We start from the raw sequence: 25,750 nt of genomic DNA on the forward strand, positions 1-25,750 counted from the left end.
GTCTCGATCCCCTTTTCAATAGGAGAAGTTAACTAATAGGAGGAATTAGAATGAAAATTGTAGTTATTGGCGGAAGCGGACTTATCGGATCCAAAGTTGTGACAAACCTTCGTGAGCTTGGTCATGATGTACTGGCGGCATCACCGTCCTTAGGCGTTAACACGATTACTGGCGAAGGGCTGGCTGAAGCGCTCGTTGGCGCGCAGGTTGTCGTCGACGTATCGAACGCACCTTCATTTGACGATGAGCCCGTCATGGAATTCTTCCAAACGTCGAACACGAATCTTCTTGCTGCCGAAGCAGCCGCAGGAGTAAGCCATCACGTGGCACTGTCGGTCGTAGGAACCGAACGCCTTCTCCAAAGCGGGTATTTCCGCGCCAAAATGGCCCAAGAAGAGCTAATCAAAGCATCTAACATTCCGTATACGATCGTCCGTGCGACGCAATTCTTCGAATTCATCGGCAGCATCGCCTATGTAGCTACCGAAGGCGATACCGTTCGTTTGCCTTCCGCCCTTACGCAGCCAATGATTTCGGATGATGTTGCAGCCGTAGTAGCTGATTTCGCACTGGGATCACCTGTGAATGGCATTGTGGATACGGCCGGCCCGGATCAAATTCCGCTCGTCGAACTCGTTCGACAGTTCTTGAGCGCAACGGGAGACCCGCGTCAGGTGATCACAGATGAAAGTGCGCGCTACTTCGGGACAATTGAGGTGAATGATCAATCTCTCGTTCCGATCGACGGCAACGCACGCATTACGGAGACTCGTTTCCGGGATTGGCTTAGCCGTACCACCTCTCAGGGCTAATTGAATCTGGTTTACTATAAAGGAGCAGATGCCGTGGCATCTGCTCTTTTATTTGGAGAAATCAGGAAATAAAGGTTGACGGCGAAATACACGCATGATAGTATAATCCACATAATAACAAAGTAATCTCATCGGAATAATTAAATATCAACCGGACAACCGGAGACCACGCTTTAACAAAGGCGCTGAGTCTCCTTTTTTGTTGGGAAAAACGACTGGATGACCAGAGGTTCAAGCCGCTAGCTTACTTGATTGATGAGATGAATACGAAGTCGACCGTTCAACCGGAGACACAACATGTACTCGATGTCGAGTCTTTTATTTTACCGTAAGGGAGCATTCGTGGATGGAATACGTTGACAGCGAGGCCGCTCTGCAAGAGGCTAGAGTGCTGCCCCAGAAGAAGCCCGTTAGGCGCAAATTAAAACTGGTAAGGTATGTCTGGTTCAATCGTTACCTGTATTTGATGCTGGTGCCTGCACTCGTTTATTACTTGATCTTTCATTACATCCCCATGTACGGGGCGGTTGTTGCTTTCAAGGAGTTCAGCATTACGAAAGGGATACTGGGCAGCGATTGGGCGGGGATGAAGCACTTCGAGTACTTGTTCTCCCAGGATAAGTTCTGGCAGGTGATCAAAAACACGGTAATCATCTCGCTTTACCGGCTTACCTTCGGATTTCCGGCACCTATTATCGCTGCCCTGTTATTGAACGAGGTCAGGGTGAAGGTGTTCAAGCAGACGATCCAGACGATCATTTATCTGCCTCACTTTATTTCCTGGGTGATTCTTGGCGGCATTCTCATTAATTTGCTTTCCACGGACAGCGGCATCGTCAACAACTTGATTAAGCTGTTTGGAGGTACGCCGATCGGATTTTTGAGCGATGAATCTTATTTCCGCAGCACGCTTGTATTCTCGATGATTTGGAAAGAGTTCGGCTGGAACACGATCATCTACATGGCAGCCTTGGCCGGAATCAGCCCGCATCTGTACGAAGCGGCGGTCATCGACGGGGCAAATCGATTCCAGCGGCTCGTGCATCTGACGATCCCGCTGATCCGGAGCACCATCGTGCTCATCCTCATTCTTCGGCTGGGCGGCATTATGGAAGCCGGCTTCGAGCAAATCTTCGTGCTCTACCATCCGGGTGTATACCGCGTATCGGATATTATCGACACGTATGTATACCGAATCGGCTTGACGGATGGCAGATTCAGCCTTGCGGCAGCGGTTGGTTTATTTAAATCCCTGATTAATTTTACTCTGCTCGTTCTGGCAAATTGGCTTTCCAGGAAGATGGGAGAACAGGGCGTTTACTGATACGGGAGGGAGATTTATGCAATACACAGGCAGGGCAGGGAAGCTTTTTAACTCGTTTAATGTGGTATTTCTGACTATCGTAGCCATCGTTACGGTGTATCCGTTCTGGGATACGTTCGTTGTATCGATCATTCCGCTGGAGGAGTACCTCGGTTCCAGCATTCATCTTTTTCCCAAAGCCATCACATTCGAAGCGTATACCTACTTATTCTCAATGAATGAACTATGGAACTCTTACGGGGTGACGCTGTTCATCACGGTTGTGGGAACGGCGCTTAATATGATCCTCACGGTGCTGGCGGCATATGCGCTGTCGAGGCCTTCACTTAAGGGGCAGCGCGTAATCATGTTCCTGCTTGTTTTTACGATGATGTTCAGCGGGGGGATTATTCCAACCTATCTGGTGGTCAAAGACCTCGGCATGATGAATACGGTATGGGCGTTGATCATTCCGAGCGCTCTCAATACTTATAACCTGATTATTATGAAAAATTTCTTCTCTTCGATGCCGGATGGTTTGGTGGAGGCAGCTAAGATCGATGGCAGTAATGACCTGGGGATCCTGTTCAAGATCGTAATCCCTTTATCAATGCCGGCCATATCGACCATTACGCTCTTCTATGCCGTAACGCGGTGGAATGATTTCTTCAACGCGATCTTTTTCATCAGCGACAAGGAGCTTTGGCCGTTGCAGCTATTCTTGCGAAGCATGCTGTTCGAGAACGAATCGTCCTACTCGGGAGGCGGCGACAGCCTGTTCCTCCTTGGGCCGTCCATCAAGATGGCGACGGTTATGGCGGCTTCCATACCGGTCATGCTCATCTACCCTTTTTTCCAGAAGTATTTTATCAATGGCGTCTTGATTGGCGGGGTCAAGGAGTAATTCCTTCACTATAAAAAAACGATCTAACGGGAGGAAAGAGAAATGGTTGAGAGGAAAGGGTTAACAATGAAAAAATGGGTGATTGGCCTGGCTGCGGCAGCGCTGATCATAACGGCGGGCTGCTCGAATAAGCCGGACGCCAACGAAGCGAGTGCGACCAACTCCGGTTCCAACTCCGGTTCCGCTACGGAAGAGCCGTATGAACTCGTTTATTTGACCACCGGTGATCAAGGAGCGAAGCCGCTGGTGCCGAACGATCGCATTATTGCCGAGATTAATAAGCGGCTGAACATCAAGCTGACGATCAAGATATCGCCGGAATTCTCGTACGACAAGATTAACGTGGCGATCGCGAGCGGGGATCTTCCCGACGTTGTGACCACGCAGTATCCGTCCTCATCCGTTTCCCAATGGATCAAAGAAGGCATTGTGGTTCCGCTGAACGATTATTTTGACAAACTCCCCACCATCAAAGCCAAGCTCGACAATGGCTTGCAATGGACGGCCGTCGACGGAAAATATTACGGATATCCCTTCGTAAGCGGCATGGAGAAGTCGAATTACACCGTTCAATTTCGGCAGGACTGGCTGGATAAGATGAGCCTGCCGCATCCGAAAACGCTGGATGAGTTTCACGATACGCTGAAAGCCATCGTGGAGAAGGACCCGGATGGCAATGGCAAAGCCGACACCTTCGGCTTTATCACGAACAAGCCGGTTGCCGGGGATGCACTCACCGCATTCGATTTTGTTCTATATGCGTACGGACTGCCATACGCTGACTATGCCTTGAACGATAAAGGCGAGGTCATTCCGCGGTTCGAAGATCCTGCTTTCAAGAAAGGGATTGAGGAGCTGCGGAAATGGTACGAGGAGAAGTTGATCGATCCGGAATATATCATCTATGACCGGCCGACAAAGGAACAGAAATTCTTCCAAAGCAAAGCCGGGGTAATGGATGGCCCATTGTTCCGCCACGTGAGCCGCGTCGAAGGCAGCTTGCAGCAGGTCAATCCCGATGGGAAGCTCGGTTTCGCACCGCCGCCGGCAGGACCGGACGGCAAACAAGGGATGGCTACGCGTCCGAAGACCGCTTTGTTCACAGCGGTTACCAATAAGGCCAAGAATCCCGAGAAGGCGGCGGAGTTTATCGAGTTCATGCTGTCCAAGGAAGGCCGCGAGCTGCTGCAGCTCGGCATTGAAGGGGTCCACTATACGAAGCAAGGCGATCAAATCACTTACAACGAGGCGGAACGCGAGAAAGACGGGTTTGCAGCGAATGGCTGGAGTCATCCGCTTGCATGGGGGAACGTGACTTGGCCAATCGACGAGAACTATTTGCCGCAGACGGAGAAGAACATCGATCGCGCCATCGACTCGGTCAAAATCGCATCCCAATACTTTGTGCCTAATCTCATTACCCGCAGGACGGATTCCGAGATTGAATATGGAAAAGCGGTTAATGAAGTGTACAACCAATATTTCGTGAACCTGTTAAACGGCAAGCTTGACGTGGATAAGGGAATCGAAGAGCTCGGCAAAGAATGGCGTCAGGCAGGCGGCGATGCCATCCTGACAGAAATTAACGAAGAATACAAGAACCAAGACGCAGGTAAATAACCGCAACTATCGAATAGTGAGGAGAATGTGCAATGGCTGAAACGTTTACGACGGATGAACGTCCGCGTCAAATTCCGGACCGAGGTATTAAAGGAGGTCCCCGCATTATTAATCGGTTGCCGGTAGGAGCGGAAGAACAGCCGTACGCGCTGTTTCGCGTAAAGCCTTACGGCCCGCTGATCGGAGCCGAGATCGAAGGCGTTGACCTGCGCCATCCCGTATCGCCGGAGCTGCAGAAGGAGCTGAACCGCGCCTTGCTGGAATGGAAAGTGATTTTCTTCCGGGACCAGGACATCACCAGCGAGCAGCAGCAAGCATTCGCCCGATTATGGGGAGAGCTGGAAACCCATCCGTTCCTGCCTCAAGGAAATTCGAATGAGGTCGTACGTTTCGCGAAGAACGATAAAAAGCCCGGGCATGAGAACAACTGGCATTCGGATGTCAGCTGGAGGCTGACACCTGCGCTTGGGTCGGTGCTGCGTTTGACAGAGGTGCCGCCGCTGGGAGGAGACACGCTGTGGTCGGACCAAGCGGCCGCCTATGACAATTTGCCGGAAGAAGTGAAGCAGCGAATCGACGGACTCACTGCGATTCATGATTTCACCCACGTCTTCGGGGTAAATCTGGCTCCTGAAGAATTGCAGCGCCGGCAGGAGGAGTTCCCGGCGGCCGAGCATCCGGTCGTACGCACGCATCCGGAGACGGGAAGGAAAACGCTGTTCGTCAATCCGAACTTTACGGTGCGGATCGTCGGCCTGGGACAAGAGGAAAGTGAAGCGCTTCTCACCTATTTGTTCCGCCATTCCCAGCTGCCGGAGTTTCAAGTCCGCTTCCGCTGGGAAGCGAACTCCATCGCGTTCTGGGACAATCGCGCCACTCAGCATTACGCGAATTCGGATTATTTCCCGAACCGCCGCGTAGCGGAGCGGGTGGCGATTGTAGGCGATCGGCCTTATTAAGAAGAGAAGAGCCCGCGGTGACGCGGGCTCTCTTCCATATCATCCGCTTAGGGGAGGAACAAAGGTGACTTATTCGAAGAAGAAACCAAATCTATTGTTTATCTTAATCGACGACATGGGCTGGATGGACCTCGGATGTTATGGCAGCATCTTCTATGAAACGCCGAACTTGGACCGGCTTGCCGCCGAAGGTATTCGATTCACCGATGCTTATGCCGCGGCTCCGGTCTGTTCGCCCACTAGGGCCAGCTTGATGAGCGGCAAATATCCGGCGCATGTTGGCGTGACCAACTGGATCGGCGGCCATACGACCGGCAAACTGATCGATGCGCCGTATATCCGGCACCTTCCGCTGCAGGAGAAGAGCGTGGCGACCGCGTTGAAGGAGCAGGGCTACCAGACATGGCATGTGGGCAAATGGCATCTCGGCGGACGTGAGCATTATCCGGATCGGCACGGGTTCGATGTCAATATCGGCGGCTGCAGCTGGGGGATGCCGGTGAATGGCTACTTTAGCCCGTATGGCATTGAGACACTCGAAGATGGACCTGAAGGAGAATACTTAACGGATCGGCTGACGGACGAGGCAATCGCGTTGATCCGGCAAAATGACGGAGCGCCATTCTTTCTGAATCTGTGGCATTATGCCGTGCATATCCCGATTGAGGTCAGCGCAAAGCTCACCAAGCGTTTCGCGGATAAGGCCAAAGCGCTTGGTCTGGACCGGGTGGAAACGTTTGTGGAAGGAGAGTTCTTCCCGTGCGAACACAAGAAACAGCTGCAGGTAAAGAGGCGCATCGTGCAGTCGGACCCTGCCTATGCGGCCATGATTTTTAATCTGGATTGGAATATCGGTCGATTGATAGATGCCTTGAAAGAAACGGGACAGTTGGAAGACACCGTAATCGTGTTCACCTCCGACAACGGCGGTCTCGCAACGGCAGAAGGTTCGCCGACCTGCAACAGTCCGCTTCAGGAGGGGAAAGGCTGGATGTACGAGGGCGGCGTGCGAGAGCCTCTCATCATCCGCTCCCCGGGCGTTGCGAAGCCGGGCAGCGTCTGCGAGGTTCCGGTGACAAGCCCTGATTTCTATCCTACCTTGCTGGAGCTTGCGGGGCTTGACCTGCTGCCGGAGCAGCATACGGACGGCGTAAGTTTAGTTCCTTTACTTAACGGAGAGGAGAATCTGAGCCGGGAAGCCATTTTCTGGCATTATCCCCATTACGGCAATCAAGGGGGAACGCCGGGATCTTCGGTGAGAGAAGGCGATTTCAAGCTCATCGAGTTTTTCGAAGATGGGCGTTTGGAGCTGTACAACCTGCGAACCGATCTATCCGAAGAGCATAATATTGCCGAGCAGCACCTTGAACGGACCGAACGGCTGCGCCAGAAGCTGCATCAATGGCGTGAGCAGGTCCAAGCCATCATTCCCGAAGGTAATCCTGAAGCAGGCGCCGCAGTATATGGATAGAAGGCTATGCAGGCCACATCAAAAACACGCCACCAATGATGGCGTGTTTTTGATGTGCTCTACTCCATGATCCCGCTCTTATCGATGCTGACTTTAATGCGGGGTTCGATATCTATTTCGGGATAGACGTCTTCCCACGTGATGGATTTCCAATAGCGGTTATGATGCGCTTTGATGTGAAGTCCGATGCCCAAGGCATCGCAATTGGCCTGCTGAAGCTGCGTGATGACTTCCTTCGCTTTATCGTTCAACAGTTTCTCCAGTTCTGATGCAACCTTCTTCAGCATCTCCTCATCCGGGTGAACCATTTTGGGGATTTCTACCAGATTGCACGTGAAATCGGCGCTGATGACGGCCTTGACGGTACCCTTATCGGTCGCGACGGTTATGTCCCGCTTATCACGGGACATAAAAAGGGAAACATTGGCTTTTAACGTATTGATATATTCCGTGACAGTGAAGTATTTGGGATTGAATTTGGAAAGCATGACGAAATTCGCGGATGTTTTGTCGTCCAACTCTCCGGTCATCCGCTTCCCATGCATGAGCGCGAGTCCCTCTAGTTTTACACGGTCTTTTCCTAGTGGATTAATGATCGGGAGCACAGCGTCGGTACCGCTATTGGTGAACAAGGAAGAAATGAGATACGGCGAAACTTTCGGAATCAAGCCGTTCTCTTCGCTGCTCTGAAGCAAATCGTAGAGGTAATCGCTGATCATTAAGCGATCCGCGACTTTCATCTTCAAGACTAGCCCTGCGGAATCATTCACGACAGCCATCTTGACATTGATCGGGCTGCGGGCTTCCCGGTAGTATGATTCCAGCGCGGGGTAGAAACCTTTCTTTGCGAATCGCTTATTGATTAGAATCACGCGAGCTTTGCCAAAGTCCAACTCCTGCGAAACCGCCTTTTTCATTTCCAGGTAGGCTTCATTGACGGTTCTTCCATCCCCAGTAAAGCTTGGCGAGACGATGGAGGATTTGGATTGAACGGCGGACTTAATGGTTGGAATGGTAATCGTGAAGCGAATGTTGCCGTTATCGAGTAAGTCGAAGGCTTCAGCCTGTTCGATTCGGATCTCCTTCAATTCGCGACTGTCCCAGCACCCGGTTAATAACGGCAGGAGGAGGAGCAAGAGGCAGGTTCTTTCGGACCGCGGCTTCATGCTCGAGCCCCCTTCCTACCTGATAGCCATTTGTGTAGATAAACCATTATGAGCATCATCAAAACCATCCCGATCGCCGCCGCCGGCACGTAAAGAGCGATGATGTCCTGCAGCTTCGTTAATTGCGAGACATTCAGCTTCCACGCACCTGCCCCAATTAAGACAAGGGCAACCGCAAGCAGAGCGGGAAGCCTTACTCCTTTCCGGGCATTGGACAGCGCTGTCACCGCGGACATGTACAGCAGCAGATAGGTGGATAAGGAAGTCATGATAAACAGAATCCATATGGTCTGTACCATGAGATCCGTTCGCTCCATGATCTTGAACGAGATCGTTTTGAACTGAAATAGCAGCGGTTCGCGGATGAATCCGATCATCTCGGTACTGAAGATGACCGTGGTCGAGAATGCACAGAGCATATAAACGGCTGTAATCGCGATATTGGCTGTTATGGCAATGCGCAGAACCGTTTTGGACGGCATCTGAATATGAGGAGACAGTACCATCAGAATGCCGATGCCGGCATACGACATCATCCCACTCCAAGCTCCAAGGCTGATTTTTGCTAACCCCGTCGAAAAAACCGGCAATATGTAATCTAGATTTGCATCCTTGAGTGTGTAGCAGATTAGCGCGATGAACAGCGGGACAAATGCCATGGTGAATACGGCGAAGCGGGCGAAAACACGGACCGGATTCGAAACGAGAAAGGCGCATCCGCCGACGAGCAGCAGTGACAGCATCCATGCGGGGGTATTCTCGTACGCCCAAAGATTCGAGATGAAGACCCAATTCGCAAGGGTTTCATAGCTTACGGTAATGGAGTATGCGGCTATGGCCAAGTTGAATAATCCGCCTATCCAAGGGCCAAGCCGCTGTCGCAGCATCTGGAATACGGTTATGCTCCTGTTCTGCTTGCTTAGTATCCAAATCACGAGCAATAGAATCAAATTAATTAAACCGCAGATAAGGCAGGCAATCCAACCGTCTTGTCCGGCATCGGCATCGACCGCATGCGGAAGAGATAAGACGCCTAGGCCGAATTGTGCTTGGAACAGCAGGCAGAATAGTTGGATGGGACCGATCGGGAGATTCGCAGTTTTCATCGCTTGATGCTCCTAACCGGCAGACAGTAAGGAACGCCGAAAGGTTCCAGGGCAAGGGCGTGGATCAGGACGCCGATAAACGCGAACGCAATACCGTAAAAGCCCAGGACAGTTGCACCGAAAATAAGGATAAACTGCGCAATCGTCGTGGTCGATCGGAGCTCCATAGACGGTATGGTAAATTTACTGATGGTTGTCAGCGCGATAACCACGATTAGAATATTGGACACGAACCCGATTTGAACGAGCGACTCGCTGATAATGATACCGCCGACGATACCCGTCATTTGGGCGAGCGCTGAGGGCAGACGCAGCGTGGCTTCGGCAATGAGCTGGAAGATGAAAATCATCAGCATCGTTTCAAAGATCGGAGGGTAGGGAACGCTCTCCAGGGAACTTTTGATGCTGAATGCCATTTTGAACGGCAGGACTTCATAATTAAAGCCGACAATCGAGATGTAAAGGCTGGGCAGAAGGAGGCCGAACATCAATCCGACAATCCTTACTAACCGCATGAGCAGCGATGGCCACGTGCCTTGGATCAGGTCATCTACCGTCAGCATGAAGGTATAGATAGAAACAGGAAGAATCAGGCAGGAACTGCTTTGATCGCAAAGCACGCCGATCCTTCCGCGAGCCAACAGGGCTGAAGCGAAATCGACTCTTTCCGTATTGAAGACTTGCGGAAAAATGGAGAATTTGTTCTCACGCAACAGCTTGCGAAGAAGGCCGGGATGCAAGTCGTGCGTGGACGACAAAGCGGAAATGCGTTTAGCGGCTTCATCGACCATGCTTTTGTCGGTGGTTCCATCGAGCCACACCAAAGCAACCCGCCGATTCGCGTTCTTACCAAGCATGAAATAACGCACGCTTAGCTCTCCGGTGGACAGATGCTTGCGGATCAAATTCAAATTGCTTTGCAGATGCTCCACGAAACCGTCCCGATTGCCGGCCAAGGAGCGTTCATTCTCAGGCTCTGCGGGAGAGCGCCTGTATTGCTTGTTGACATCAAAGCTGTAGCAGCGATTCGCCTCTTCCTGGCAGATCAGGGCATGGCCGTGAATAAGATCGTCAACAGCTTTCTGAATAGAGGGACAAACATCTACTTTGGCTGAGGTGAGCAGTTCTTCTAGATCCGGAGAGGTGTTCCCATCTGCGGTTTCACGCCGCAGCTGTTTAAACAGGCTTAGTTCGATTTTGGTGGACTCGCACATCGTTTCCAAATAGATAAGCACGGCTTTGGCTTCGCCGATATTCAGCTCGCGCATCACTAAATCATCGGTATGGTTAAAAGCCTCTTGAATTGAAGCGATTGTAATGGTTGCCATTGGTCGCCACTCCTTCTTTAAGTTAGAGTGGCCAAATTTGGGAAATGAATGCGAAGAAAGGATATCGTATTTACGATCAATAAGTGGCACCGCCAATGAAAAACAGTCCTGATCATCAAGGGAGCTTGATGGTCAGGACTGTTTTGTTGTTGAGGCGGCTCACTTGCCCGCAAGCTTGTTCTCTTTCGTTTCAAATATCTCCACTGCGCGGTCCGCGCCGTAGAGTTCGTTCAAATGCTGCACATGCTCCATTCCCCAATTGCCGATCGCTTGCAGCAACGGCGTCATTTTGGCACCGTATTCGGTAATGGAATATTCGACTTTCGGCGGGATCTGGCGATAAACCTCGCGGTGAACGATATCGTGATACTCCAGTTCCCGCAGCTGCGAGGTGAGCATTTTTTTGGAGATATCGGGCATGGCGCGCTGGAGCTCGCTGAACCTCATCGTCCCGTTGCCGAACAGATGGAAGAGAATAACGGGTTTCCATTTGCCAACTAATATTTCTAACGCGGTTTCGATTTTACACCCACCGTCATTCATCATCGTTCATTCCTCCAGTATTTATCTATGGTTACTTTTTGGATACTAGGTCATTTGAATGTGTCTACTTCCTAAAATCATGTCTAGATTATATTATAAGCCTATAACTATCTTCATTCAAGGTGACTTTAGGAGGTTCACAATATGCTATCACCGGTATTTCTGGCGCATGGTTCGCCGTTTACGATTTTTGAGCAATCGGAATTTACGGCTTTCTTGAATCGCTTCGGCAAATCCGTCCGTCCCAAAGCGATCGTAATCTTCTCTGCGCATTTCGAGAACCCCATCACAACAATCGCGGCCACGGATGACATTCATGAGATGGAATACGATTATTACGGTTTTCCGCCGGAATACTATCAGGTTCAATATCCGGTAAGAGGCTCGGCGATTGTCGCATCGATCGTGGAAGCGCGGCTGCGCAAGCATAACATTCCGGTTCAGCGTAAGTACCGGGGACTGGATCACGGGGTATTTCCGATTATGCGGCATGCTTATCCGGAGGCCGATATCCCCATTGTCCCTGTTTCCGTGAATGCGTTCCTGCCGGCCAGGCAGCAGATCGCGATTGGGGAAGCGCTGCAAGGCCTTGAAAAGGACGGCATACTCGTGATTGGCAGCGGCTTCTTGACGCACAATTTCAATGAGTTCGATCGGAACATCGATGCACCGCCTCGTGCCTGGGCCGCGGAATTCACAGCTTGGATTACGGAGAAAGTTCTCGCCAGAGACATTGAGGCACTAAGCAACTATGAAACGTTAGCGCCGCATGCGAAGAAGGCCGTACCTCGCGCCGAACATTTCGTCCCATTGCTCATCGCGCTGGGAAGCGGAACGCCGGGTCATGAAGCTCGTGTTCTGTACGATGAGCCAATCAAGTACGGCTCTATGAGTAATCTCAGCTATCAGTTCTAGAAACGTACCCGCTCGTTGATTGGACAGGTGGGCATTGTTTCATGCATGTTGGCTGACCACTTCATGCATGCCTCACCACTCGCTGCGCGCTGTGCGAAAGCTTGAAAAGAAACCCAACGTTTCTTACGTTGGGTTTCTTTTTCGTTTGCGGTTGATCTGAGGGCAATCGTCTTCATGTTCGGCTTATCCGTGGTGATGAGCGCCTATCCGTACCGAATAATAAACGCTAACGGTTGCCAGCGTGACTATTTCATGAAATGAACGACCTTTAAAACGCTAACGGTTGTCAGAGTGGCTATTTGGTGAAAATTGTTTATTTCTATCGGAAAATGTCCGAATAAGCTCTGTGGCAACCGTAAGAAATATAAAACGAGCTTATATGGACAAATAACCTCTGTCACAACCGTTACAGTCGGAAGATGACTCCTATGCCATTCCGCTAACGTGGGTTTCTCGACACTTCGGAAGAATGCCTTCTCATCAATAGGACAAATAGGCAGCCATTCGTAGATCGCCAGCTCAAACATTATAATGTTTGTTGACGCTAAATCGGTTTCCCTGTAGATTAAACATTATAACGTTATAATCTGCATTCAGTTGGTTGGATTCGCAATATAAGAGGGTGGCTTTTGATGATGGAGCGTTTGGTTTTGAGCGGGGCAGCACTCCTAGACGGTCGGCTGGTTGATATTGAAGTCGATGCCGGCATCATAGCAGCAATAACTTCAGCAGGGGCAAGCGGCGCCTACGCTGTCGACCGAGTGATCGATTGTTCCGGCTTATACGTATCAAGCGGTTGGATCGACCTTCATGTTCATGCGTTCCCGGAGCTTGATCCCTACGGGGATGAAATGGACGAGATTGGCGTGAAGCAGGGCGTTGCGGTGATCGTGGACGCAGGCAGCTGCGGCGCGGATCGAATCGGCGAGTTGGCGGCAAGCCGCGAGAAAGCGATGACGACACTGTTCGCGCTGCTGAACGTATCGAGGATCGGTTTGCAGCGGATCGATGAATTGTCCGATCTGGCCTGGCTCGATAGAGATGCCGCATTGCAAGCCGTTCAAGCTTATCCGGACTTCATCGTCGGCTGGAAGGCCAGAATGAGCGGCAGCGTCGTTCGCGATAACGGCATCCGACCTCTGCATATCGCAAAGGAGCTGTCTGAAGAAACCGGCTTGCCGTTGATGGTCCATATCGGGTCCGCTCCGCCGAGAATCGATGACATACTGCCGCTGCTCGCGAGAAAGGATGTCGTCACGCACTACTTGAACGGGAAAAGCAACAACATGTTCCGCGAGGATGGCAGTCCGATCCCGGAGCTGGGTGAGGCGATCGCCAGAGGCGTTCGTATGGATGTCGGACACGGTACGGCCAGTTTCTCCTTCAAGGCGGCAGAGGCGGCGAAGCGAAACGGCATTCGCTTCCATACAATCAGCTCGGACATTTATCGCGGAAATCGGCAGCTCGGTCCCGTTTATAGCTTGGCGCATGTCATGTCAAAGTTTCTGTGTCTGGGTTATTCGCTAAGTGAAGTGATTGAAGCCGTGACGATGAATGCGGCAGAATGGCTGGGAAAACCGGAGCTTGGCCGCATCCAAGCAGGCGACCGGGCGAACCTGACTTTGTTCTCTCTTGAGGCCGATGAGCGTGTCTTGTTTGTAGATTCCGAGGGAGAGACGCGCGAGGGCGAACATCAAATTATAGCTAGGGGAGTATGTGCGAATGGGCGATTCATTGAATGCTAAATATGGGTTGAAACGCGTCATCAACGCCAGCGGGCGAATGAGTATTCTCGGCGTGTCCGCACCTTCCGATTCGGTCATGGAAGCGATGAAGCTGGGCGGACAACGCTACGTGGAAATCGCCGATCTGGTGAATAAGGCAGGCGACCATATCGCAGAAGCGCTCGGTTCCGAAGCGGCGGTAGTCGTCAACTCGGCATCAAGCGGCATTGCCTTGTCCGTTGCAGGTATCGTAACGCAAGGGAATCGGCGAGTGAGCGAGCGGCTTCATCAAGAGCCGATCGCCAAGAACGAGATCATTATTCTCAAAGGACACAACGTCCAGTATGGTGCGCCGGTTGAGACGATGGTATTTCTGGGCGGAGGCAAGCTCGTCGAAGTCGGTTATGCGAACGAAGGCAAAGCCGAGCATATCGAGGACGCCATCACCGAGCGCACGGCTGCGATCTTGTATGTGAAGTCGCATCATGCGGTTCAGAAGAACATGATTAGCGTGGAAGAAGCCTGGGAAGTGGCGCAGCGCAAAAGCGTTCCGCTAATAGTGGATGCGGCTGCGGAAGAGGATGTCCGCAAATACGTGAAGTTCTCGGATCTCGCGATATATAGCGGCTCCAAGGCGATTGAAGGGCCGACCTCAGGTATTGTCGGGGGCAAACGGACCTACATTGAGATGGTTAAAGTGCAGCTGCATGGGATTGGCCGCAGCATGAAGGTCGGCAAGGAAACGACTTTCGGGCTGCTCCAAGCGCTTGAGGAATATATGGATAGGAAAGATAACAGTGAGCAGGAGAAGGAAGCACTGCACAAGCTGATGCCGCTGAATGAACAGCCGGGTGTTAACGTAACGATAGTGCAAGATGAAGCGGGCCGCGCGATATTCCGGGCACGCATTCAGATTGATCCGGCGCTATCCGGCACGACGGCAAAGGCAGTCGTCGCAGGATTACAAGGCGGCGAAATCGCCGTCTATACACGTGATTATGGCGTGAAGCAAGGCTATTTCGATATCGATCCGCGTCCGCTGCTGGGGGATGACATGGATGTCATTGCGAGTAGAATACGCACGCTTACGGGAGGCAACTAACTTGTCCAATATGTCGAAACGATTGTATCAAGGACGCGCAGCCCTCAATGTGCTGGCGAACAGCGTAGAGAATGCGAAGGAAGTGTTCGATACTGCGGAAGGCCATGTGCTTGTCGGTGTCCTCTCGAAGGACTATCCGACGGTTGAAGCAGCCGTTGCCGCGATGAAGCAATATGGGGAAGCGATCGACGACGCGGTCTCGATCGGACTCGGTGCCGGGGACAATCGGCAGGCAGCGGTTGTTGCGCTGATCGCAAAGCATTACCCGGGGACACATATCAATCAGGTGTTCCCGGCAGTTGGCGCTACAAGAGCGAATTTGGGAGGGCGGGACAGTTGGATCAACAGCCTTGTTTCGCCTACGGGCCAAGTCGGCTACGTGAATATTTCGACGGGTCCATTCAGCGCGGCCCAAGCTGAGCCGGCAATTGTTCCCGTGAAGTCGGCGATCGCGCTCGTTCGCGATATGGGCGGCAATGCGCTTAAATATTTTCCGATGAACGGCTTGAAATGCGAGGATGAGCTGCGAGCTGTCGCGAAGGCTTGCGGAGAAGAGGGGTTCGCCCTTGAACCGACCGGCGGCATCGATATGGATAACTTCGAGCCTATTCTGCGCATTGCACTAGAAGCTGGCGTACCGCAAGTCATTCCGCATGTCTATTCCTCCATCGTCGACAAAGCAACCGGCAAGACAAATGCCCAGGATGTACGCAAGCTGCTCGAGATGATGAAGAGGTTGGTTGATCGCCATGGCTAACCGAGCACGCGTCGCCTCCTTCGGTGAAGTCATGATGCGTCTTCAGGTGCCGGGGTATGAATTGTTGTCCCAAGCGGATAGCCTGCGCTATTCATTCTCCGGTACAGGCGTGAACGTAGCTTCGGCACTCGCGCGTTTCGGACATGAAGGCATCCTTATTTCGCGACTGCCGGACAACGCACTCGGAGAAGCGGCCGCCGCGAATCTGCGTAAGCTGGGCATCTCCATGGAATACGTTAGCCGCGGCGGCAATTACCTCGGCATGTATTTCCTTGAGAGTGGGTTCGGTGCGAGACCGGGCCGGGTCACGTATTCCAATCGGCAGGAGAGCAGCTTCAACACGGCTCCTTCGGCTGTTTACGATTATGAAGCCATCGCCGCAGGAGTCGAGCTCGTTCATTTCTGCGGGATTACGCTGGCAATGAACGATGGCGTCAGGCAGCATATGTTTAAGCTTGCTGAGGCCGTGAAGAGAAACGGCGGCATGGTCGTCTTCGACTGCAACTACAGACCGACCCACTGGGGAGATGGCGGATACGCGAAAGCGAAACCCCATTACGAGCAGATGCTTCAGCTTTCGGACATCGTGATGATGAATGAGCGGGACATGATCCATATTCTCGGCATGTCGACGGATAGGACGGATCGACTGGAGCAGCTAAAGGAGCTGCTGCCGCAGGTCGCTCAGCGATTTGCCGGCATATCCGTGATCGCGGGCACGCATCGTACCATTAATGGAGACAACACGCATTCGCTGCGCGGGTTTCTTTACAGGCACGGCGTCTTGACGATCACCCCCGAGCCGCTTACTTTCGCCGTTTACGATAGGATCGGAGCGGGAGATGCATTCGCCAGCGGCATCATTCACGGCGAGCTCTCCGCCTACGAGCCGAAGCGAACGGTTCGCTTCGCGGCCGCTGCGGCTATGCTCGCTCACACGGTCGTGGGAGATACGCCGATGTCGACGGAGCGCGAGATTGAGCGTGCGATGGCGGAGCTTGCGAACGGAGACGTGATCCGCTAATGAAGCTAACGCGAAGCAAGAAGCCGTTGTACGCACAAATTGCGAACATCGTAAAGGACCGGATATTGCACGGTGTCTACCCGGTTGGGACGAACATTCCATCGGAGCCTCAGCTTGAGCAAGAGTTCCAGGTCAGCAAAGTTACGGTTCGCAATGCGATTAAGGTGCTGGCGCAGGACGGTTACGTGGAGACGGGCAGCGGCAAAGGTACGAAGGTGATTCGCAATACGTCTGCTTCCAAGCTGTCCAAGCTGAAGCGGTTCACAGAGGTTCTGGTCGAGGATGGACATCACATTAGCAAGCAGCTGCTCTGCGCCGAGCATGTCATTAACGACGAAGGGACGACTGCATCCCAACTGTTAGGCGAGCGATGCTTGCGGGTTGAGCGATTGTACCGGCTGAACGGTGAACCTTACATCCATTACACGCATTATCTGTCGAGCCGAGCTGGGAGCATGGAGCTGTCTGACTTAGGGGCACAGTCGCTATATGACCTGCTGGAAGAGCAGAGCATCTCAATCAGCAAGTACCGCGATGAATTTTCCGTATCTGCGGCGGCTCCTGCCTCTGTGTTGGCGGCGCTGCGCATCGAGGCGGGCAAACCGCTGCTGAAGCGGTCGCGTTATGCGTACGACGAGAGCGGCGAATTGATCGAATACAGTGAAGGCTACTACCATACCGAACAGCATCATTACGTCGTCAACTACGACGTGTAAACGTAAAAGTCCTGAACAATCCAATTGCTCAGGACTTTTTGCTATTTAGCGTAAAGTGAACTTATCAAAATACTCAATAAAACGAGTTGCCGTTATGGAGAGCGGCATGTTGCGCATGATCATGATCCCCACTTGGGATGGCGGCAGCTGCACGTCGAGCTTGATTTCGAAGAGGGAGCCTTCCTCGAGCTCCTTTTTCACAAATTCTCTTGTGACATAGGAAATACCCAGTCCGCGTTTCGCAAACTCAATCAGAAGATCCACGCTGCCAACCTCGATTTCAGGCTTCAGGGTGTAGCCGTAGTTTTGGAACAATTCCGTGATCGCCATTCGTGCCCGACTGTTACGGGAGAACAGAATGAGATGATGCTGGAGCAGCATCTCCAATGAAAGAACGGTTTCCTTCAGATCGGCATAACGAGCCCCCGCAACGAAACAATCCTGCAGCTGAATACTCTCCCGCACCTCAAGCTGGGGATCAACGATCGGCATCCGCACAACGCCCAGATCTATTTTGCCTTCTTTAAGAAAAGATATAACCTCGGGCGTCGTTCCATGGTTGAGATGAAGCCGGATACCGGAATGTTTGCGATTAAAGTCTTCCAAATACGGAAGCATATAGTGCTTGAACAGCGAATCACTGCCGCCGATCCGCAGCTCGCCGCTGTCGAGATTTTTCAGTGCGGCCATTTTCTCTTCCGCGATTGTGATCAAGATATGGGACTGCTCGATGTAGGAATAAAGCAAATTGCCTTCTTGCGTAAGCGCAACGCCTTTGGAATTCCGGTAAAACAGCGTAATGCCAAAGCTGTCTTCCAGCTGTTTGATTGCATGACTGACGCTTGGCTGGGTAATATAAAGCGCCTTGGCTGCCTGCGTTAAGCTGCCGGTCTTGGCGGCCCAATAAAAAACTTTGTACAGCTCATAATTGTTGGTCATAGACGTGGTCTATAGCTCCTCTGAAATATATGTATTACTTGTATAGATGCATTTCGTATTATAGTGGAAGTACAGAAGAGATACCAGCTTTAAACTGGAAGGAGTATGGAAAAATGGAACCAACCACTTTTGTACTGTTTGGCGCAACCGGAGATTTAGCGAAACGTAAAATATACCCGGCATTATATAACTTATTTATGGATGGTAAGCTCCCGCAGGCGTTCACTTTGATTGGCCTTGGCAGAAGAGAGCTCTCTAACGAAACTTTTCGATCGAATGTCGAGCAGTCGCTTCGTACGTATTCGAGACGTGAAGTAGAGGATCCGGCCGGTCTTGAGCAGTTTCTGCACGCATTCCGCTACAATGTGCTGGATGTAGGCCGAATCGAGGATTACCGCAAGCTGCTGGGCCTCATCGAGCAGCGGGAGCAGGAGCTTCGTATTACGAAGCCGAATCGGATGTTTTATTTGTCGGTGGGGCCGGAGCATTTCGAAACCATCGCCGCCAATATCCAGGAAAGCGGGCTTGGGTCTGCCCAGAAACGCCTCGTGATCGAGAAGCCTTTCGGCTATGATTTGCAATCTGCCCGGGATTTAAATGAGAAGCTGAGCAAAGCTTTCAGCGAGGAAGAGATCTTCCGCATCGATCACTATCTCGGCAAACCGATGGTGCAGAAGCTCGAAATTCTGCAGCAGTCGAACCCGGTTCTGCAAGCCTTGTGGACCAATCGTTATATTGCGAACGTGCAAATTACAGCCAATGAAACGGTCGGCGTGGAAGAAAGAGCGGGTTATTACGATCATGTAGGCGCCGTGCGCGACATGTTCCAGAACCATATGCTGCAGCTTCTCATGATGCTGGCAAGCCATTTGCCTAATAACAGCGATTCCGAGATGGTTCGCTTCAAGAAGAAGAAAGTCATGGAAGCTCTTGAGCCGGTGCAGAAACAGGAAATCAGCGCGAACGTTGTCCGCGGGCAGTACAGGGCCGGAACGATCCAAGGGAAGCCTGTTGTCGGTTACCCGGATGAGCCGGGCATCGCGGATAACTCCATGAACGATACGTTCATTGCAGCCCGTTTGCAGATTGACGACTACTTCTGGCGCGGCGTTCCTTTCTATATAAGAACAGGTAAACGGATGAAAGAGAAATCGACTCGGATCGTCATTGAGTTCAAGGAGCCGTTAAAGCAGACCTCCAAGGACGCGCATGACAGCAGCAAAGCACCGAATCTTCTCGTATTCGAAATCAGTCCCAACGAAGGGATTATGCTGCAGCTCAATACAAGGGATCCACAGCATAAAGGGGAGTTCAAGCCGATTCATATCGACTTCCACGGCAGCAGCCAGGACAATACGCCTGAAGCCTATGAGAACTTGATTCATGATGCTTTGAACGGAGACCCTAAATTCTTCGCGCATTGGGATGAAGTGGAGCTGTCCTGGCAATGGGTGCAGCCGATCTTGGATGCGTTCCAAGCGAACACGGTTCCTCTTTATCCTTACGAAGCAGGCAGTTACGGACCGGCCGCATCCGATGCGTTATTGGCAGAGGATGGCTATCACTGGTGGTTCGATGAACATACAGAGCATGAGAATGTGAAATTGAATGAAACACAGGAAGAGGAAGGGGAACACTATGCTTACATCGCAAACAACTGAACAACTCGCAATCGATACTATTCGCACCTTATCCATTGACGCTATCAACAGCGCAAACTCCGGTCATCCGGGGCTGCCAATGGGGGCCGCTCCAATGGCGTATGCGCTATGGTCCAAATCATTGAATCACAATCCAAGCCATGCCAAATGGTTCAACCGCGATCGTTTCGTATTATCGGCGGGCCATGGTTCCGCTTTGTTATATAGCCTTCTGCATTTGTCCGGCTATCAGGTTTCGATCGACGATCTGAAGCAGTTCCGCAAGCTGAACAGCAAGACGCCGGGACATCCGGAATACGGCCATACCGATGGTGTGGATGCCACAACGGGACCGCTTGGACAAGGGATTGCAATGGCAGTCGGCATGGCAATGGCTGAAGCGCATCTGGCTTCGAAGTATAACCAGGACGGTTTCCCGGTTGTCGATCACCATACGTATGCGCTTGTTGGCGACGGATGTCTGATGGAAGGCATTTCTTATGAGGCCATGTCGATGGCCGGACATATGAAACTGGGCAAGCTAGTCGTATTGTATGATTCCAACGACATTTCCTTGGACGGCGCGCTGAACCTTTCTTTTGGAGAGAATATTCAGAAGCGAGCAGAGTCGGCGAACTGGCAGTATATCCGCGTGGAAGACGGCAACGATATTTCGCGTATTGCCGCGGCGATTGAAGCTGCCAAGCAAAATGATACGCAGCCGACTTTGATCGAGGTTCGGACCGTTATTGGTTACGGCAGTAAAGCAGCCGGTACAAACAAAGTACACGGCAATCCGCTCGGCAAAGAAGAAGCCATCGCGACGAAGAAAGTATATGGCTGGGAGTATGAGGAAGAATTTACGGTTCCGCAAGAGGTTAGAGCGCATTTCGAGCAGCTGAAGCGTAATGGCGAAGCGAAAGAAGCCGCATGGAATCAATTGCTCGCTTCCTACAAAGCGCAGTTCCCGGCGCAAGGCAAAGAACTGGAGCAAGTAATTGACGGCTCCGTGATGATCGATAACACAGATATCCTTACATTCGATACCTCCAAAACGGTATCCACCCGTGTTGCGAGCGGCAGCGCGATTAATCATTATGTAAAAACCGTCCCTGCCATCTTCGGCGGCAGCGCCGATTTATCGCACTCGACGATGACGGATATCGGCGGAGAGCAAACCTTCGCTGTAGATTCGTACTCGGGACGCAATATTTACTTCGGCGTACGCGAGCATGCGATGGGTGCAGCCGGCAACGGTATGGCCTTGCATGGCGGCGTGAAACCATTCGTCAGCACCTTCTTCGTATTCAGCGATTATTTACGCCCGGCGATTCGTCTGGCGGCGCTGCAGAAGCTGCCTTTGACTTACGTATTTACGCATGATTCCATCGCGGTCGGCGAAGACGGGCCAACGCATGAGCCAGTTGAACATCTGGCGGCGCTGCGCACGATTCCGGGACTGACCGTCATCAGACCGTCCGATGCCAATGAAACGGCAAGTGCATGGGCATACGCGCTTCAACAGCAGGAAGGTCCGGTTGCGCTCATCTTGAGCAGACAGAATCTTCCGATCTATGAAGCGACCAAAGGCAATGTCGCTGCGGTTGCTAAAGGGGCTTATGTGCTGACGGAAACGAACTCTCAGCCGGATGTCATTCTGATTGCAACGGGGTCGGAGGTTTCGCTGGCGGTGAACGCCAAGGCACGGCTTGAGCAGGATAACCTCTCCGTGCGCGTAGTTGCCATGCCGAGCAGAGAGCTGTTCGATCGTCAGTCGGCAGACTATAAGGAAAGTGTTCTTCCGGCTTCCGTAACGAAGCGGGTTTCCATCGAAGCCGGCATCTCGTTAGGCTGGGAGCGTTACACCGGACTTAGCGGCAAGAATATAGCGATTGATACCTTTGGTGCATCAGGTCCCGGAACGGAAGTGCTGGAGTACTTCGGTTTCTCGACGGATAACGTAGTACGTGTTACGAAAGAATTGCTGAAGTAAGCTGTCCAATTATCTATACACTAATGGAGGTCGTAAACCATGAAATTTTTTATCGATACTGCCAATGTAGAAGATATTAAGAAAGCCTATAAAATCGGCGTCTTGTCCGGTGTCACGACGAATCCTTCCTTGGTTGCCAAAGAAGGCGTGAAATTCGAGGATCGTATCGAAGAAATCCTCCGATTAGTTCCTGAGGTAGAATCCGTTTCGGCTGAAGTGACGCCCGACGCGCTTACGGCTGAGGAGATGATCGCCCAAGCGAACGAGCTGATCAAGATCAACAATAACGACCCGAACATCACGATCAAGCTTCCGATGACGCTGGCCGGCTTAGAAGCTTGCCGTTACCTCGCGAAGAAAGGCGTGAAGACCAACGTAACGCTGATTTTCACGGTGAACCAAGCCCTTCTGGCCGCTCGTGCCGGCGCGACTTATGTGTCTCCGTTCCTTGGCCGCTTGGATGATATCTCGGAGGACGGCGTGCAATTGGTCGCGAAGGTCGCGGAATTGTTCCGTATTCATAACCTGGATGCGCAAATTATCGCAGCATCCGTTCGCCATCCGGATCACGTTACTCGCGTAGCAATGGCAGGCGCTCACATTGCCACCATTCCATTCTCGGTCATCGAGCAAATATCGAAACATCCGCTGACGGATCAAGGCATGGAGAAATTCGCTGCCGATTGGAAGAAGACAGCACAGCTGTAATCGTTCGTGAGACCACTCCTCGGAGTGGTCTTTTTTTTCGAACTCATGGTATAGTTAATGCGGATTAAGACCATGGGACATGGGGGTGACATGACGTGAAACAAAGCACAGCTGCTATAGCCAGGCTATGGCCCAAAACATTGCGAAACCGATTATACGTCATACTCGGCCTCAATGCGCTTATTCCGCTTCTGCTCGTCATCTTCATTTCCTATAAAAGCGTGTATCCGCTGCTGGACCAGCGAATCCGCACCGGCATACAGAGCAACCTCAACCTCTACCAGCTGTCGCTCGAGAATACGCTTGTCAGCTTGAATAATGTTTCGCAAATCCTTGCCTTCGATGGACGGATCGGGAAGAAGCTAAGTTTATTCCTCAGTGAGAAGGATCTCTATACGAAGACGCAAATCAACAACGATATTTTGCAGGATCTCAATATTATTTCGAGCACGAATCCCACGCTGGGCTTGTTTTTCTATTATTTTAAAGACAATCAGAACATCCTGTATCAGAACTTCTCCGTCAATAAGCAGTTCGCGCTGGAGAAGCTTCCGCGATTAGTCGAGTTAAACGGTATTACCTATTACGGGCCGCATCGAACCAATCGGGAGTTTAGCGATGTGCAAGTACTGTCCGTGGCTCGTAAGATTGTCCTGCCCGATCGCGAGGATGTCTATGTTTATTTGGAAACAGGGTATAATATTTGGAACAAAATTTATCAAACCGGCCGCGAACAGAACATGAATGACTATCATCTTATCGTCGACCAGCAAAATAGGATTACATACAGTGAAAATCCGGCGGATTTCCCAATTGGAACCGTTCTGAAGTATGACCCTACCGGCTCAAAAAAGGAATCGAACGGCTACTATGCGTTCGAAACCCAAAGCAATCAAGGCTGGAAGGCGATCGATCTGATTTCCAAAGCCACCTACCATAAAGAAATTAAGAACTGGTTCGAGCAGCTCGTCGTTATTTTATTTATATCTCTCCTGCTTGGTTCCTTGTTCGCTTGGCTGATCTGGAGAATGGTTTATGTACCGCTCAAGAAAGTAAATCAGGATATGAGGCTTATCGAGCACAGCGATTTCGACACGCCGCTATCGGAGTTTGCGATCGTAGAGTTTGACAGTATGATGAAGCACTTCGATGTGATGCGCCATAGGGTTAAGGAATTGCTGGAGGAAAATGCGGCGAAGGAAAAGCGCCGGGCCGACTTCGAAGTGGAGAAGCTGCTTTATCAAATTAACCCGCATTTCATTCACAATACGCTCGATACGATCCAGTGGCTGGCTCGTTTGAAAGGGCAAGAGGATATTGATACGGTCGCTACTTCGCTGAATAAATTGCTGTATTACAACCTTGGCAAGAAAGGGCCTCATTCCACCATTGCCGAGGAATTGGAGGCGCTTCGCGATTACTTGGCGCTGCAGAAGATTCGCTATGACTTCGACTTTAGCGTGAATATTCATGCCACCGAAGATCTGCACTGCTGCCTTGTACCGCGCTTTATATTGCAGCCGCTCGTAGAGAACTCTTTATACCACGGTCATTTTGACGATAAGAATGGTTTAATTGATGTGACGGTTGAGCCGGCTGGTGCGGATTACATGATCATTCAAATTCGTGACAACGGCCGCGGCATGACGCCGGAGACCATTGCGCGGTTGCTGGAGAAGCAATCCGATGAACAGAACCGAATCGGTTTGGGGATTGGCGTTTATTATGTGAAGCGGGTCTTCGACTCTCAGTACGATGGACATGCTGATTTCAGCATCACAAGCACGATCGGAGAGGGAACCTGCATTTCGCTTCGAATTCCAAGAACGTATGCCATGAAGGAAGGTGACACACTGTGATGCGCGTACTTGTTGTAGACGACGATCGATTGGCGCGAACCGGATTAATAACCTTGCTGCCATGGAGTCAGTTTGGATTAAAGGTAATCGGCGAGGCGAGCAATGGGGAGAAGGCGCTGGAGTTTCTCCAGGCCCATGAAGTCGATCTGCTTATCACCGATTTGGCGATGCCGGTTCTCTCGGGTATTGATCTCATGCGCAGCGTTCGTGAGCTCTATCCAAATATGTTCATCGTCGTCTTATCCTACCATCAAGATTTCGAGCTGGTGCAGGAAGCGCTCCGCCTTGGCGCTATCGATTATATTGCCAAGATCCAATTGGAGAAGGTGAAGCTGGAGGAGGTACTGGAGCGCATTACGAATCGGATCGAGTTCGAGCTGAAGCAACGAATCAAACCTGCGACTTCGGCCGCCGTTACGGAACAGTCAGCGGCGGAGCCACCTATGAAGCAAGAGGAACAGGACAAGCTGACAAACGTCTTCATACATATCGAGTGGTTGAAGGAGGATGCGGCGTATCGAAAACTCTTGGAAGCGCTGAAGCCAAGCAGGGTAAAACTCGAACCTTTACTGGAGGCCAGAGCTAAACTGCAGGAGAAGCTGAAACCGATTCAGACGAACTCGGCAAATGGCTCAGCTTCCGTTTCTACTCTTGACCAGCTTCTGCTGGAGATGGCATCCTTGCGGGAGTGGTTCCAAGGCGAACAGCGGCTTGGGCAATATTCGATTGAGATGATTGAGGCCATACTGAAAGCCGCACATTATATTCGGGAGCATTTAGACGAGGATCTTCACTTGGATGAGGTGGCACGAGAGGTTGGCGTAAGCCGCAGTTATTTCAGCGAATGCTTCAAGGACATTACGACGACTTCCTTCCAATCGTATTTGCGGGATGTGCGAATGAGTTACGCCCTGAAGCTGCTTGAGGAGACGACGCTGCCGATCTACGCGGTATCTCAAAAATCCGGTTATCCGAATGAGAAGTACTTCAGTAAGGTATTTCGGACTCTTTTTCACCTTCTTCCAAGTGAATATCGCGCAAAAGGTATAAAATCGTCCGATTTCGACAAAAAGGCATTGCAATCCTAAGGATAGGCGCAAAAGTTCGAATTGAACTGCTACCTGGAAAGGACCGTTTTTGCTCTCGCAAAAGGTCCTTTTT

General features: G+C 51.4%; 22 protein-coding genes. 17 read left to right on the top strand and 5 right to left on the bottom strand.

The annotated features are described in order from the left end of the window. The first annotated feature begins 50 nt into the window (after positions 1-50). From BM412_RS00470 to BM412_RS00495, 6 genes are all read left to right on the top strand, one after another. Entirely contained in the window at positions 51-812 is a 762-nt protein-coding gene (locus BM412_RS00470) for an SDR family oxidoreductase (RefSeq protein ID WP_091212390.1), read from the top strand. Between the two features lie 346 nt (positions 813-1,158). After that, complete coding sequence (locus BM412_RS00475; protein WP_091212392.1) at positions 1,159-2,136, top strand: ABC transporter permease; 978 nt, start codon at positions 1,159-1,161, stop codon at positions 2,134-2,136. A gap of 16 nt (positions 2,137-2,152) precedes the next feature. Beyond that, the gene (locus BM412_RS00480) at positions 2,153-3,019 is read left to right on the top strand and encodes a carbohydrate ABC transporter permease (protein WP_091212395.1); all 867 of its coding nucleotides are present in this window, start codon (positions 2,153-2,155) and stop codon (positions 3,017-3,019) included. Positions 3,020-3,085: 66 nt separating this feature from the next. After that, positions 3,086-4,639 (top strand): extracellular solute-binding protein, encoded by a 1,554-nt coding sequence (locus tag BM412_RS00485; protein WP_256256051.1) that lies wholly within the window; start codon positions 3,086-3,088, stop codon positions 4,637-4,639. A gap of 32 nt (positions 4,640-4,671) precedes the next feature. Then, positions 4,672-5,598, top strand: a complete 927-nt coding sequence (locus BM412_RS00490) for a TauD/TfdA dioxygenase family protein (RefSeq protein ID WP_091212401.1) — start codon at positions 4,672-4,674, stop codon at positions 5,596-5,598. Between the two features lie 64 nt (positions 5,599-5,662). Further along, on the top strand, positions 5,663-7,069 hold the full coding sequence (locus BM412_RS00495; protein WP_218163114.1) for a sulfatase: 1,407 nt from the start codon (positions 5,663-5,665) through the stop codon (positions 7,067-7,069). A gap of 59 nt (positions 7,070-7,128) precedes the next feature. Here BM412_RS00495 and BM412_RS00500 read toward each other — a convergent pair whose 3' ends face one another. The 4 genes from BM412_RS00500 to BM412_RS00515 form a co-directional block, all read right to left on the bottom strand. Beyond that, positions 7,129-8,235, bottom strand: a complete 1,107-nt coding sequence (locus BM412_RS00500; protein WP_091212404.1) for a Ger(x)C family spore germination protein — start codon at positions 8,233-8,235, stop codon at positions 7,129-7,131. Beyond that, complete coding sequence (locus BM412_RS00505) at positions 8,232-9,341, bottom strand: GerAB/ArcD/ProY family transporter (protein WP_091212407.1); 1,110 nt, start codon at positions 9,339-9,341, stop codon at positions 8,232-8,234. Before BM412_RS00505 ends, BM412_RS00500 begins: the two co-directional genes overlap by 4 nt. Then, positions 9,338-10,669, bottom strand: coding sequence for a spore germination protein (locus BM412_RS00510; RefSeq protein ID WP_091212409.1), 1,332 nt, complete (start codon positions 10,667-10,669; stop codon positions 9,338-9,340). Before BM412_RS00510 ends, BM412_RS00505 begins: the two co-directional genes overlap by 4 nt. A 159-nt stretch (positions 10,670-10,828) precedes the next feature. Continuing rightward, positions 10,829-11,212 (bottom strand): winged helix-turn-helix transcriptional regulator, encoded by a 384-nt coding sequence (locus tag BM412_RS00515; protein ID WP_305728716.1) that lies wholly within the window; start codon positions 11,210-11,212, stop codon positions 10,829-10,831. A 144-nt stretch (positions 11,213-11,356) separates the two neighbouring features. Here BM412_RS00515 and BM412_RS00520 point away from each other — a divergent pair, with 144 nt between their 5' ends. The 6 genes from BM412_RS00520 (at position 11,357) to BM412_RS00545 (ending at position 17,450) form a co-directional block, all read left to right on the top strand. Then, complete coding sequence (locus BM412_RS00520; RefSeq protein ID WP_091212414.1) at positions 11,357-12,127, top strand: DODA-type extradiol aromatic ring-opening family dioxygenase; 771 nt, start codon at positions 11,357-11,359, stop codon at positions 12,125-12,127. A 632-nt stretch (positions 12,128-12,759) separates the two neighbouring features. Further along, complete coding sequence (locus tag BM412_RS00525) at positions 12,760-13,872, top strand: amidohydrolase/deacetylase family metallohydrolase (RefSeq protein ID WP_091212417.1); 1,113 nt, start codon at positions 12,760-12,762, stop codon at positions 13,870-13,872. Next, positions 13,850-14,953, top strand: a complete 1,104-nt coding sequence (locus BM412_RS00530; protein ID WP_091212420.1) for a DgaE family pyridoxal phosphate-dependent ammonia lyase — start codon at positions 13,850-13,852, stop codon at positions 14,951-14,953. Before BM412_RS00525 ends, BM412_RS00530 begins: the two co-directional genes overlap by 23 nt. Before the next feature lies 1 nt (position 14,954). Then, complete coding sequence (locus BM412_RS00535; protein ID WP_091212423.1) at positions 14,955-15,710, top strand: 2-dehydro-3-deoxy-phosphogluconate aldolase; 756 nt, start codon at positions 14,955-14,957, stop codon at positions 15,708-15,710. Further along, entirely contained in the window at positions 15,703-16,734 is a 1,032-nt protein-coding gene (locus tag BM412_RS00540) for a sugar kinase (protein WP_091212426.1), read from the top strand. The genes BM412_RS00535 and BM412_RS00540 overlap by 8 nt, the downstream gene beginning before the upstream one ends. After that, positions 16,734-17,450, top strand: coding sequence for a GntR family transcriptional regulator (locus BM412_RS00545; RefSeq protein WP_091212429.1), 717 nt, complete (start codon positions 16,734-16,736; stop codon positions 17,448-17,450). Before BM412_RS00540 ends, BM412_RS00545 begins: the two co-directional genes overlap by 1 nt. A gap of 45 nt (positions 17,451-17,495) precedes the next feature. On the opposite strand, the gene BM412_RS00550 is transcribed toward BM412_RS00545, so the two are convergent. Further along, positions 17,496-18,389, bottom strand: coding sequence for a LysR family transcriptional regulator (locus tag BM412_RS00550; RefSeq protein ID WP_091212432.1), 894 nt, complete (start codon positions 18,387-18,389; stop codon positions 17,496-17,498). A gap of 113 nt (positions 18,390-18,502) precedes the next feature. Between BM412_RS00550 and zwf the strand changes: the two genes are divergently transcribed. From zwf to BM412_RS00575, 5 genes are all read left to right on the top strand, one after another. Continuing rightward, the gene (gene zwf / locus BM412_RS00555; RefSeq protein WP_091212434.1) at positions 18,503-20,050 is read left to right on the top strand and encodes a glucose-6-phosphate dehydrogenase; all 1,548 of its coding nucleotides are present in this window, start codon (positions 18,503-18,505) and stop codon (positions 20,048-20,050) included. Next, positions 20,028-22,022: a transketolase gene (gene tkt, locus BM412_RS00560; protein ID WP_091212436.1), complete on the top strand. Its 1,995-nt coding sequence runs from the start codon at positions 20,028-20,030 to the stop codon at positions 22,020-22,022. The genes zwf and tkt overlap by 23 nt, the downstream gene beginning before the upstream one ends. Before the next feature lie 39 nt (positions 22,023-22,061). Further along, on the top strand, positions 22,062-22,730 hold the full coding sequence (gene fsa, locus BM412_RS00565; protein ID WP_091212439.1) for a fructose-6-phosphate aldolase: 669 nt from the start codon (positions 22,062-22,064) through the stop codon (positions 22,728-22,730). Positions 22,731-22,825: 95 nt separating this feature from the next. Next, positions 22,826-24,589 (top strand): sensor histidine kinase, encoded by a 1,764-nt coding sequence (locus tag BM412_RS00570; protein ID WP_091212441.1) that lies wholly within the window; start codon positions 22,826-22,828, stop codon positions 24,587-24,589. Continuing rightward, positions 24,589-25,677, top strand: a complete 1,089-nt coding sequence (locus BM412_RS00575) for a response regulator (RefSeq protein ID WP_256256053.1) — start codon at positions 24,589-24,591, stop codon at positions 25,675-25,677. The genes BM412_RS00570 and BM412_RS00575 overlap by 1 nt, the downstream gene beginning before the upstream one ends. Positions 25,678-25,750: the final 73 nt, after the last annotated feature.

Origin of the sequence: Paenibacillus sp. BC26 (genome assembly GCF_900116125.1) — a bacterium.
In the GTDB taxonomy this organism is placed as follows: domain Bacteria; phylum Bacillota; class Bacilli; order Paenibacillales; family Paenibacillaceae; genus Paenibacillus_Z; species Paenibacillus_Z lignilyticus.